Source organism: Pedobacter sp. UYP24 (genome assembly GCF_054057295.1).
Genome location: NZ_JBSRZD010000005.1, coordinates 69375 through 82171 on the forward strand (window position 1 = coordinate 69375; position 12797 = coordinate 82171).

The following is a 12797-nucleotide window of genomic DNA, read 5'->3' on the forward strand; positions in this document are numbered from 1 at the left end:
ATTTTTTAAATAGTTACTATCCACCGTTCTCTGAGCCGGGTGCTGACCTTGGAGCCTTTCCGGCAAATTTTTGCAACCTCAGCGAAACACTTAACAGGTAATAACGACCCAGACGGTTCACATTGGTTTGTGTAATTGCATAGGCGTTTTGCGTAACTGCAAATCCTGCATTTTCGTTAAATAGGTCGAACGCCGAGAATCGGATGGTTGAAGCATTATTCTTCAAAAAGCGCCTTTCAACAGATACGTTCAATAAATCCGGGTTTGTATTGTCTTCAAACCCTTTATAAATGGCTTTACTGTAGTCGTAACCCAGTGTCCAGTTTTTGAGGACATACAACTTCCCATTTGTGCCTAGTGTAAGCGTTTGAAAGGTATTATTGACGCCCGAGCGCTTTATGGAATTGTCGGCATGGCTGATCAGGTAACTCACATTGGTCTCGGCATCGATAATATTTGGAATATCGGCTCTGAAGCGTGCGCCTTGCAAAAGGACGAGATTTTTTGCGGTATTCTTTTGAACGGTTTGCAGATTGCCGAGCGGATCCAGCAGATCGGTTAGGTAGGATCTATTATTGTTGAACGACAGGTTTCCGTTGAAAGACCAGCTATACTTGCGTTTAGCCCAGGAGCCGACCAGCACATAATAAGCGGATGCGTTGTAGAATCCGGAGGCGTTTCGGTATTTAGTAAGTATTGTACCTGCCAGTCTGGGATTTGCACTATAATCGCCCGGATAGTTGACTGTGCTTGGGACAATTTTATTGTCGGTCTGCGTAAAGCTAAGGGTACTAAAAAATGTCCTGCCGGTGCCATCGCCAAATTTATTGTACCTGATTTGAAAGGTATTGTTAAACTCAGGCAAAAGTTCGGAATTCCCTTGTAGCGGATAGCTGGGCATGGAGAAGTCGGTAACCGGCTGCAGCTGTGCATAAGTAGGCGCAACACTTGAGCCCTGGTAATTAAAGGCGAGTGCCTGCAGATCTGTGAAATTGTAGACATATCGCAAGACAGGAGTGACATTAAATTTTGCCTTGCTCTGGTAAGCGGTTTCGGCCGACCAGCTGTTAAGCACAGTTGGCTGCGCTGCAACGCCTAAAGTAAAGTTGTATTTTTTATCCACCAGGCGATAATTTACGCACAGGCGGTTAACTGAAAACTTGAAATGATAGTCGCCACTTAAATCCGGATCACGATCTAATGTCCCTGCAGCGGTGACGGTGTCTGTTGTCCGGTTTGCCCTTGTAGCAGAACTGCGGTAAAGATAATTGAATTCCAGAAAAGATTTTTGAGCTAGCGGTTCCAGGTAGGACAGGGACAAGCTCCCGCTGTCGGTACGGTTGTTTATGCCAATTAATTGACTGGCGGGCAAGTTTGCCTTACCGGCCAGATAGGTGAACACGGGATTTTGGTCATTTTCTTTTGTAGCGGTTGCGCCTGTTAGCAACACATTGAAATTCCGTCCCTTTTTGTGGAAACGGTGGTTGAACAGGGCGATCCCGCTAAAGTCGGGAGTTGCGGAATGGCTTGATGTATTTCCGGTGTACTCAGCAAGCAAATTTTTAGATGCATTTAAAGCTTGTAGTCGGCTGGCGAGGAATTCAGCACTGTTTATACCTGCATAAGAAAAAGCCGGACTGAACTTAAAAAAGTTTACCGTATCTGGTTTGTACTCCAAATTGAATTGTAGGCGGTGATTAAGGATCTGCTCCTTCTTGTTACTGCTGGAATTCTGAACAGAGGGGAGTTGGTTGGATAGATTTTCCTGAAGGGTCGTGGCGACCGTATTGATAGCGTTGCGTGCAAAGCTATAGCTTCCGTAGACAGACAGCTTACTGTTCCAGTTATCCCGATAGTTGATGCCGAAGGCGCGGGTAGTAGTGATCCCCTCTTGCTTGTCGCCCATCAAATTAGGACCTTTTTTAGTTAAGGTATTAAAATCAAACAGACTGGCGTTGGTATTATTTAATTCGCCCAAAAAGGTGATCTGTCGTTTACCCTTGAAATTAAAGACATTGGTTGATGCACTGTACCGCTTGTCGCTGCCGCCGCCTAAAGTCGACTGGGCGAAATAGCCGTAATTCTTCTCCTTTCTAATATTGATGTTTAAGACTTTCTGCGACTCCCCGGTTTTAACCCCGGTTAGTTTGGCTTGCTCCCCATGATCGTCAATTACCTGTACATTTTGAACCAGTTCAGCAGGTAAAGTGCGGGTGAGGCTTTTGACATCACCCGCCATATAATCTTTACCGTTCAGCTGCACCTTGCTGATTTGTTTACCCTGTGCCATGATGCTTCCATCGCGGCCAACCTCCAGTCCGGGCATTTTCTTAATTGCATCTTCTACAACTGCGCCTTGTTGCACTTTGTAGGCTGCGGCATTATACTCGATCGTATCCTCTTTTATTTTAATAGCTGCGTTGGTGACCGTTATGCCCTTAAGCGCGATGGGATCAATTTCCAAAACGATCGGGTCCAGTATAGCTGCTGTACTTTCTTGATTAAGACTGTACCTGCGTTTGATTCCTTGATAACCCAATAATGAAACCACTAAGCTGAATTGATTAAGACTAAGCGAAGCAAACCTGAACCTGCCGGAACTGTCTGAAGCGACGAGAATACTGTCGCCTCCGACGAACAGTTTAATGGTTGCGTAGGGTAGGGCCAGTCCCGCTTTATCGATTACCCTGCCGGAAACCTGTCTGCCATTTTGCGCAAACACCTGTTTGGAAAAGATCAACGAAAGGAGTAAAATGATCGCTATAAGTTTCATGTTGTTTTTATCATCGATCCAAAGCAAACGGAATAAAATCGCAATGAAAAACCAATGAGACCGGGAGTGGATGAATGTAGATGAAGGATTTATCTGGCACGATGAAAGGATTGGTAGCGGATAAGGCCGTGCTAGTCGGCACAAATAGCCCCTACAGCGTATAAACTTGCAGATATTCCGCCAATGCATGATATTGCCTTTTTTTACCACTAAATGGAGAAATGAAAACAGTTGATCAAGGCCATTCGGGATTGTCGAAAAATAGGGCGATCACCATACTCATTCACGTGCTGGTTTGGAGCGGGTTTAGTCTGGCTATATTTTACGTCCCGATTTTCTCAGGTATCGAAATTGTTTATGGTCTCTGGTTTAAGCAATTCATCACGCTGGGTTTAATCGTGATCGCGTTTTACCTCAACGCGCTTATTTTAGTGCCCAGATTTCTGCTGCGAAACCAGTCGGCCAGCTATTTTGCCATTATTATCGCTTTGGTGATCTCGATTGTGCTGTTTAACGGTTGGGGCGACTGGGTTAATCCTGAGCGCATGTTTAATGCAGCATTTTTAAAAAAGATAATGCATCACATACTCGGGCATCGCGGAGAAAACATATTGCAGATGCTTACCTTGATCATGGCTGTTTTGGTGATTGGAATCAGCACCAGTCTGGCCATGGTATGGAAATGGCAGAAAGATAAAAGAGTGCGACAAGAATTGGAAAAAGAAAAGATAGCAGCGGAATTGTCCTTTTTGAAAGCCCAGATCAATCCACATTTCTTTTTCAATACCTTGAATAACATCTATGTGCTGACCCAGGTCGATTCCGTGTTGGCGGGTGAAGCCATTCATCAGTTGTCCAGTATGATGCGGTATTTGCTGTATGAAACCAAGCAGGGAGTAACACAGCTGAGCAAAGAAATTGCTTTTGTTAAAGACTATATTGGCCTGATGCAGTTGCGGTTAACTGACGCTGTTGCTGTAAGTGTAACACTTCCGGAACGCATGCAGGACTTACCGATGGCTTCCATGCTGGTGCTTCCATTTTTAGAAAATGCTTTCAAACATGGCGTGAGTACTGCGCAAAAAAGCTATATTAACATAGCGGTTTTTCAAAATGGAACGCAATTAAATATTCATCTAACCAACTTGATTGTGATTGATAAGGGGAGTAGCATAGCTGATGGTAGCGGAATAGGACTTGCCAACACGCGGCGGCGACTGGAATTGCTGTATCCTGGAAAACACCTATTGGAAATCTGTGAACGCAATGCGGCTAATGAATATACTTTGCACCTTATGATCGACTTGTCATGATCCTGAACGCGATAGCCGTGGATGACGAGCCGCTAGCCTTAGATCACCTGAGCAGATTTATTGAGCAGACCCCGTTTTTGAACCTTGCAGGGAGGTTTGCCAATCCATTAGACGCTTTGAAGGCAGTCCACACCATGAAGGTAGATGTAATATTTCTCGACATCCAGATGCCTGACCTCAACGGAATTGAACTTGCAAGTGTGTTAAACAGCGCCAACGGTAAACCGCTAATTATTTTTACCACAGCTTATCATGAGTTTGCCCTGGATGGCTATAAAGTTGATGCCCTGGATTACCTGCTTAAACCATTTAATTATCAGGAATTTCTTCGCGCCAGCCAGAAAGCCCTGAATTATGCGAAGCAGATAAATAGTAACAGTCAGCAAAGTGTAGGTATGCTTGACCCGGAAGAGGCTGATGACAAGTACCTGTTTGTGAAAGTAGAATACCAGCTGGTTCGCCTCGCATTTGAAGATATCCTGTTTATAGAGGGATTAAAAGATTATGTGAAGATTGAGCTTGTCAACTCCGATAAAGCCATTCTCTCCAGAACAAGCATGAAGGCACTTGAAGAAAAGTTGCCGCAAAAGCAATTTCTGCGCGTACACCGGTCATTTATCATTTCACTGGACAAAGTAACTTCTATGACCAAGAGCTCGGTTAAAATTGGTAAAACGCTGATCGCTGTTGGGGACCAATACCGGGACGGATTTGCATCCTACTTCCGTAAATGGAGTTAAGGAGCTATATGGTGGTCAATGAAAAACATTTTTGATAAGTGGGTGTTGGTTTTCTAATATGGAAGTCAAGTCGCGAGAACTGCTTTGTCACTATTTCCATCCGTATAAAATTTTAGCCTTAGCTCTTCACTAAGTTCAGGAATGAATAACTTCTCTTTAAAAACAGGATGAAGACTTCAATATTGAAATAAAAAAGCCCGTTTCTGCAATAGAAACGGGCTTACTAAATTCTCCACCGGCTGTGGAGTGTGGCTCCCCGAGGCGACTCGAACCATTTAACTTGCTAATCGTTTCAAATCTTCTAGAAAGCGGTTCGATATCTTTCCCCTACGGGCTACAAAACAGGATGTTAAATCATTCAAAAAGGTGTAAATTTCTGATTTACACCTTTTTTTTGCAATAAGCATCCGTATTTTCTCTATTTATTGCTAATCTTTTTCCCTTTTAAAGCCCAGTTGCCTGCTGGTAGGTTGAATATTTGGAGTTTGCCCTTGTCTTCTTTGCTCCATACTTTTTTATTGTTTAGTAGGATATAATCATAATTGCCTTTGGGCATAGTAACTATTCCTTCTGTTCCATTTGGTACTGTAACGGATAAACTGGCTGTTTCATCCTCATTGTTCCAGAATACTTTAATGTCACCCGCCACAGAAGGAACAAGGGTTTTAAAACTCTTAACACTACCGGGCTGCGGCTTTATGTTAAACTTTTTATACCCCGGGATAATTGGAGATACTCCTGATAGGTATTGCGAAAGGATCGTGAGCCCACCGCCGCTCCAGGCATGGTTAACCGTACCGCCTCCTACGCCATTGCTATCTACGTTCCAGCCTTCAAAAAGAGTTGTGAATTTGGGGTTCATCACCATAGATTTAAAGCGTTTCTCATGTCTTGCAAGCGCCTCATTTTCATATCCCATGAAGAACATAGCTTCAAAAACATACTTTTCCATATAGGGACTTGCATGTTCTTCAGTTTGGAAGATCTTTAACAAAGCTGGGTATTTCTCAGCATCCGCCACGCCTGCCAATACTGCAAGCGCCTGTGTACGGTCATCCGTTTCTCCATTATAGTCAGGATCACGATAGCTGCTACCGTTCCAAAATTGAGTATTGAAGGAGATTTTAAATTTCTGCATGAGCATCTTGTAATGTGCTTCATCCGCAGTTTTTCCTAGCTCGTTCGCGCTAAGGTGCATGCCCTTAAGACCAATATAGTACCATAAATTGTACAAAAGCAACATGTCCCTATTGTCCCCCCAGTCGCCCCATGTCCAGCCTCCAGGTCTGAAGACAATTGTATTTTTCTCATTGAGTTTCCATGCAGCTACGTAGCGCTTTGCGCCATCATAAAGGTCTGTTAATGTGTTTTTATCGCCAGATTGCTGGTAATAATTCCATAAACCATAATAGCCCACACTGGCCATTGATTGATCTGGCAATTCTTTATCCCAGTTACCCGCAGGGGAAGGGGCGAAGAGACTGCTGTCTTTTTTTTGCCAGCTAATCAGTTCATGAAGCCACTTACGAGACATAGCAGCACTAGATTTCGATAGCGCGTAGAATGCTTGTCCTGATTCATTTACTGCGTCGCCGGTCCATTGTGCCCGCTCCCGTTCAGGGCAATCCATATAACCATCACGCATATTAATGTATAAGGTACGCTGTGCTTTTTGCCAAAGTTTATTAAGAAAGGTATTGGAGCTGGTAAAGCTACCGCTCAACTCAGTATCATAGCCTGTTTCCCTAAATTTGAGCTCGGTAACCTTAACTCCTTTTGGAATAAGGTAGTAAACCTTATGCCCATTTATCCAGCCCAGACTTTCATATCCCTGAACTCCATTTTTGCTAATATATTCTGCCCTTAAATTTGCCTCTCCTCCCAGAAAGAGCAGGTAGTTGTCGGTATACATCGTAATTTTCTCTCCAGCCTTGCTGTCAATTTTGAAATATGGTGTGATTTGGGCGTTATACGGTAATTCGCAAACAATGGTATCGCCCTTGCTAATGAAAGGTAGTTTTGGACCATTTATATAATCTTTTAAGCCATAGTCCTTAAAAAAGGGTATCGGCCTTTTTATAAGTTTATTCCATGGGGATGTTCCATAAGCCCCAAATTCTACAGCAGGCTTCATGTTGCTGTCATTAAAGTCTCCGCTCTGCCAATTTCCGATTTCTTTTGAAGCATCGTATAAAATGCTGGATTCAGGAAGACGATAGTTTGGTAGCGGAGCTGCCGCTGTTTGATAGGCTTTTAATTGAATGATTTTCCAGCTTTTGTTGCTGTTAAAGGAAATAGCCTGGCTCTTTATGTAAAGCCCTGCTTTACCGCTGCTCTTGTGTGAAAAACCGTCTTTTCCAAAATACCATACCAATATTGCGACAGTGTTTTTACCCTTGCGGACAAATGGTGCCAGGTCAATCTCATCGTAATAAGTATTCTCTGGATCTGGACCTCGTTTTAGCCCTCCTTCGAAAACAACCAGCTTTTCATTGATCCATAACCAATATTTGCTGTCTGCTGCAATTTTGGTTACCATGGTTTTTGGTACTTCGCTTAGGCTAATTACTTTTCTGTAAGCCAGCCAACTGTTGGACTCGTTCCTAAACGCCGATGGACCAACCCATTGAGATTCCATGTAACCCTGGGCATTGGCATTAAAATAAGTGCTTAGACAAAGCAGAAAGAACAGAATTATGCGGTTTCTATTGGGTTTAATCATTTGGTTAGTATTTAAAATATTGCAATATCCTAAAATAATGATATTAATATCAATAGTTAGGTATCTGACAAAAATGTAACTAAATCCGTGTCTATTTTTGCATTGCAGTATTGCCGAATTTACTGTGTAAAATATGGATAGGACTAACCGCAAATAACTGACATTAAATGAATAGCGGAAGAACAATCATTGATGGAAAATTAAAGCTTAGTGTTATATTTGTTTCGTCAAACTACTAAACCGATGTATTTAAAACCACTAACCTGGCAACTGGCTTGGGGATATCCTGCTTTTAGAATTAAGTTCCTGCTAGGTATTGCCATTCTTATTGGGATTCTATTATTTATTCCTCAGTTCTTTGAAAGGATAGAGGATCGGGAAGGTATAGTGTTAAATGACATCATCTTAAGTAAGATACCCTCAGCAAATGTCTCTATCTACATATTTTCTATTCTATACTCTTCCATTATTTTTTTCTTTTTTCGAATTACAAAGGATATGGAAATTTGCATAAGTATGCTTTGGTCATTCATATTTCTCTGCCTGATACGGATGATTACGATTAGCCTGGTGAAACTAAATCCACCTATTGGAATGATAGATTTGGCAGATCCTTGCTCCATTATATTTTACAGGAGTAATTCTATTACTAAAGATCTCTTTTTTTCAGGGCATACCGCTACCATTATTTTGGGTGGATTTTGCCTTAAGCGGAGGAAAGATAAGTGGATAGCTTTTACAGCAGGAGCAGCTATAGGAATACTCGTGCTGGTACAACATATTCATTATACCATAGACGTGTTAGCGGCACCCCTCTTTTGTTGGTTGTGCTGGTATCTTGGTCAAAAGGTAGCTAAAATCTAAAACCTACACAGTATTTCCTTTAGTAACTTTTCCCTAACTATAGGGTAGGGTTAGCGTTTACATGTGTGCGCAATCTGTGAGGACTGTTTCCGCGGTGAGTCCGCCTTTTTACTGAAAAAAGGCGGACTCATGGCGGACTCACCGCGGACTCGGGGCGGACTCACTAAAACTCCTTCTATAACCCTTTTCATTTGAAACCCTATGGCATCTTATGACTGCCGCTTTCATTACTTCATAAATCTGTTATGCGGATCTTTGACTCCCGGTAGTCTCTAATAGCCTCAATGCTATACTCATGTTGTGGATCTAAAAAGGCACGTTTTTAACCTTGGCGGGGCTAGTGCCTATTGAAATTGTTTTATGTGCCATATCCACAAATGCTTAGCTACTTGGTGTTAAGGTGAAAGTATGGAGGAGTTTAACGATATAAATCTCTGATCACATTGCCCAGCTCATCTGCACTTTCCGTAATCATTCTTACAACATCCTGTATATCTTCGGCACCATTGGCTTCTTTCATCAATTTTCCTAACCCAATCAAATTGGCAACGTGCCGCCGCACTTGGTGGGAATGGTCGTATTTTATTTGTTGCAGGTCGCCTTTGGCTTGAAGGAGCTCTGTGATGTTATGGCCTAAGCAAAAAATACCTGCCGGAGCACCCTGATCGTTGAACATGGCTCTATATTCCCATCTGGTAACAATAAAAGCCCCATAGCCATCATGCTTTCTGAGGGTGGCCGGGAAAACATTGTTGGGATAACTGAAGGCAAGCTGGGATACAATCTTACAGGTCTGCTGATCATCTGGGTGTAGGGTTAAAGCATAATGTTTGCCAACCAAATTGCCATGCACTGGTTCAAACATTTCTGAATAACGCCTGTTAATGAAGCTATAATTAGATTCCATATCTACCGCAATCAGGTAGTAGGTGCTGGATTCGCCCAGTAGAGCCTTTAGTTGTTTAAAATGCTGCATGAGCGTTTTTGTATTGGTAGCTGTGGTACAAATATAGTTTAGTTCATACAATTTAAAGCTTAGTGTAAATGTCTTTTATAACCCAATCCGTCTCTAGATCACGTTTAGACAGATAATCTTCTATTGTATACTTAATATTAATATCAGGTAGTATTCCTCTGCCTTTGAATGGTGAATTTCCTAGTGTTTTTAGCGGAACTTCACCATAATTAAGAGTTAATGTTGAATTTTTTAAGCTAAGATACTTGAAAGTTCCTCCCGTGCAACCATCTCGTCCTCCGCCACTTTCTTGTCCTACAACGATGATTTTTTTATTCAAAGACTGTAAATTTGCAGCGAAAATGGCCGCAGCAGAAAAACTTCCACCATTTATGAGCAGGTATATTTTCCCGTTAAAAGCACTTTTGGAAGGTGTGATTTTTGTTTCTATTCCAGAACTAATACTATTGGGAGATATCTTCTTTGCTTTGTTAAGAAATTCTTTGGGGACGGTACCAAAATAGGCGGGTTCATTAATCAAAAAAGAAAATAAATTAGTCGCATTCGTCTGATCTCCGCCAACATTGTCCCTTAAGTCCAAAATGAGTATTTTGCTATCGGCCCGCATTAAATCTACGAACCAATTTTGGTAACCTGCCTGAAAACCAAAGGATAGATTTTTGTCGAAACTATTAATCTTCAATGTTGCATACTTTCTGTCATTCGAGATGCTAAATGTAGAATTCGGTTTTGTAAGTGAGGCTGGAGTAATTTGTGATGATGATATGGTTGTCACTAATACTGATTTTTCCACTCCGTTTTTCTTTATCTGAAAGACAATAGAATCCTGATATCCGAAAGTACTGCTGTAAACATTTTGGAAAACATTAGCATTTAAGGTAAAGTATTTAAAAGCATTATTGAAACCATCTGCACATATGCCGTTACACATTTTTTCTATTACCTGTCTGGCAGGAATTCCATTTATCGCCATCACCTTGTCGCCTATAGTAAGATCGGTATGATACCAGCTGGCTGTTAGGAACAAATTTGTATCAATTACCTTATAAGTAAATTGTTGGATAGGTAAAAATCGTTTCCCAAAATAGCCATCATAATCTTGCTTATGGATACTGCTGGCATCCATAATAAGGGATAAATGTCCATCTCCTATACTTTGCAGTACCGTAAGGAGTTTATACCTAAACTCCAATCTTGTTATGGGTTCGTTGAGTGTATGTTTAAGGCTGTCAAATTTTTTAGTCAGCTTTTTTTTATCTATAAACAAATATAAGTTTGGATGATTTTTGTTTAATTCTTGGTAAACCGCATCAACATCTTTTGAAAGTAAGTTTGGATTAACCTTTCCCTCAAATAGTTCTTTTGCTGTTTGGGCACTTAAAAAGAATGGGAAAAATATAAAGAGAAAGCTGATTAATTTAATATGATGTTTCATATTTCAAGATAGTATTTCTAAGGGTTACAACCAAGCTGTATTATTTATTGAATTGATTATGATTTCTTTCAATATATTTTCTGACAGTTCCTCATCGCTTTGTGCAAGAGCGGTGTTGAGCCCCCAGAAAAAGAAGAGTACTGTAAGAATAAAAAGTAATATGGTAGAGCGTTTTAAGCTCATCACAATAGGTTATTTTTTTAAAGCTTTTTCGTATTTTACAACAAATTACTTAGTCGTAAATTAATGAATCTAACCAAATTAGTGTTGTGCATCTTGTTATTGGGCACATCTGTAGGATGTAAGAAAAAAGTATTACATGAGATACCTCCCGAGGTTGTAGTTCCGGTAATACCGCCACCTGTTGTTCCTCCGGTAGTTGTAGCCAGCGACGTTGTTGGGAAGATCACTGTTGGTTATCAGGCCTGGTTTTCTGCCCAGGGTGATGGTTCCCCAATAAATGCATGGTGGCACTGGACACAAGATTGGGGTCAGGCTCCATCAATCACCAATATCGGTATTAAATCATGGCCTGATGTCAGGGATTTTACCAATACCTATCAAACAGCTTTCTCTAATCTGGGTAACGGTCAGCCTGCCAAACTTTTTTCATCATTTAGTACCCAAACTATCGAGACGCATTTCTTCTGGATGAAACAGTATGATATTGATGTTGCCGCATTGCAGCGCTTTAATCCAAATGGAGTAGAAGGTCCGGTGCGTGATGCCATTACCGCAAAGGTTAAGGCTGCAGCGGAGACCTATGGCCGCAAATTTTACATCATGTACGACGTGAGTGGCTGGAGCAACATGCAGACAGAAATTAAAGCAGATTGGACCAGTCGCATGGCATCTTACACACAATCTACCGCTTATGCCAGGCAAAATGGGAAACCGGTTGTCTGTATCTGGGGCTTTGGTTTTTCTGATGATAACCATCCGTGGTCTGCAGCTGCTTGTTTGGATGTGATCAACTGGTTTAAAGACAAAGGTTGTTATGTGATTGGGGGTGTTCCTACCAATTGGCGTTTATCGCCCGCAGGGCAAGACTCCCGTCCAGGCTACCTTTCTGTTTATTCGGCATTCCATATGCTTTCGCCCTGGATGGTAGGCAGAATTGGTGAGGCTGCTGATTCTGATAATTTTTATACGAATATTAACCTTCCTGATTTAACGTACTGTAAAGCGAACGGTATAGATTATCTGCCATGCGTACTACCCGGCGATTTGCAGGAGCGCCAGCGTAGTCACGGCGATTTCATGTGGAGGCAATTTTATAACATGACTAAATTACACAGTCAGGGGCTCTATATCTCTATGTTTGACGAATACAATGAAGGAAATCAGATTGCTAAAACTGCGGAAACGCAGGCCGATGTGCCTTTAGGGTCATCCTTTCTGGCCTTAGATGAAGATGGTGTGGAGTGTTCTGCTGACTATTATTTGCGACTAACTATGGATGGTGCGAAGATGTTTAAAGGCAACGCTCCACTTAGGGAAAATCGGACAACAGAGGTTATTCCCGGAAAAGGTTTGGGTGTTAGGCCAGTTCCCTTCGGACAGGTTGTTGGTTTAAAGGGGCATAATGGAAATTTTATTGGAATACAAAATGGTACCGATCAATTATTCTGTACTAATGCGGTTGTAGGATCCTCCGGACAATTCAGTATCGTTGATGCAGGAGGCGGTAAGGTGGCCTTGATGAACCAGGGCAAATACGTTTCTTCAGAGGATGGCACTCAGCCTGTTTCCTGCAATCGATCAAGTATAGGCTCGTGGGAAAGATTTACATGGATCATTAATTCTGATAAAACCATTTCTCTAAGGGGAAGTAATGGTAAATATCTATCTGCATTAAATGGTGCCAGCGCTATGACTTGCTCAAAGACCATTGTAAGTTTAGAGGAGGAATTTACAGTGTTAGTTCAGTAGTAAAATTCACTTGTTATTAACCTGTACAGCTTGCGATAGGTG

8 protein-coding genes are annotated in these 12797 nt (G+C 41.7%); 4 read left to right on the forward strand and 4 right to left on the reverse strand.

Annotated elements, in window-relative coordinates:
- Nucleotides 1-16: 16 nt before the first annotated feature.
- A complete protein-coding gene (locus tag ACVWYN_RS11355) occupies nucleotides 17-2773 on the reverse strand; it encodes a TonB-dependent receptor (RefSeq protein WP_457288980.1) in 2757 nt (918 codons plus the stop codon).
- A 221-nt stretch (nucleotides 2774-2994) separates the two neighbouring features.
- Between ACVWYN_RS11355 and ACVWYN_RS11360 the strand changes: the two genes are divergently transcribed.
- Both ACVWYN_RS11360 and ACVWYN_RS11365 read left to right on the forward strand, forming a co-directional pair.
- Nucleotides 2995-4086, forward strand: a complete 1092-nt coding sequence (locus ACVWYN_RS11360) for a sensor histidine kinase (RefSeq protein WP_457288981.1) — start codon at nucleotides 2995-2997, stop codon at nucleotides 4084-4086.
- On the forward strand, nucleotides 4083-4826 hold the full coding sequence (locus tag ACVWYN_RS11365) for a LytR/AlgR family response regulator transcription factor (protein WP_457288982.1): 744 nt from the start codon (nucleotides 4083-4085) through the stop codon (nucleotides 4824-4826). The genes ACVWYN_RS11360 and ACVWYN_RS11365 overlap by 4 nt, the downstream gene beginning before the upstream one ends.
- A 418-nt stretch (nucleotides 4827-5244) precedes the next feature.
- Here the strand turns inward: ACVWYN_RS11365 and ACVWYN_RS11370 are convergent, their stop codons facing one another.
- Nucleotides 5245-7548 (reverse strand): alpha-L-rhamnosidase-related protein, encoded by a 2304-nt coding sequence (locus ACVWYN_RS11370; RefSeq protein WP_457288983.1) that lies wholly within the window; start codon nucleotides 7546-7548, stop codon nucleotides 5245-5247.
- A 243-nt stretch (nucleotides 7549-7791) separates the two neighbouring features.
- Between ACVWYN_RS11370 and ACVWYN_RS11375 the strand changes: the two genes are divergently transcribed.
- Nucleotides 7792-8412 carry a phosphatase PAP2-related protein gene (locus tag ACVWYN_RS11375; RefSeq protein ID WP_457288984.1) on the forward strand — a complete coding sequence of 207 codons (621 nt, stop codon included), beginning with the start codon at nucleotides 7792-7794 and terminating at the stop codon, nucleotides 8410-8412.
- Nucleotides 8413-8830: 418 nt separating this feature from the next.
- On the opposite strand, the gene ACVWYN_RS11380 is transcribed toward ACVWYN_RS11375, so the two are convergent.
- Both ACVWYN_RS11380 and ACVWYN_RS11385 read right to left on the reverse strand, forming a co-directional pair.
- Complete coding sequence (locus tag ACVWYN_RS11380) at nucleotides 8831-9388, reverse strand: PAS domain-containing protein (protein ID WP_457288985.1); 558 nt, start codon at nucleotides 9386-9388, stop codon at nucleotides 8831-8833.
- A 52-nt stretch (nucleotides 9389-9440) separates the two neighbouring features.
- Nucleotides 9441-10823 (reverse strand): S41 family peptidase, encoded by a 1383-nt coding sequence (locus ACVWYN_RS11385; protein ID WP_457288986.1) that lies wholly within the window; start codon nucleotides 10821-10823, stop codon nucleotides 9441-9443.
- A gap of 246 nt (nucleotides 10824-11069) precedes the next feature.
- Here ACVWYN_RS11385 and ACVWYN_RS11390 point away from each other — a divergent pair, with 246 nt between their 5' ends.
- Nucleotides 11070-12755, forward strand: a complete 1686-nt coding sequence (locus ACVWYN_RS11390) for a hypothetical protein (RefSeq protein WP_457288987.1) — start codon at nucleotides 11070-11072, stop codon at nucleotides 12753-12755.
- Nucleotides 12756-12797: the final 42 nt, after the last annotated feature.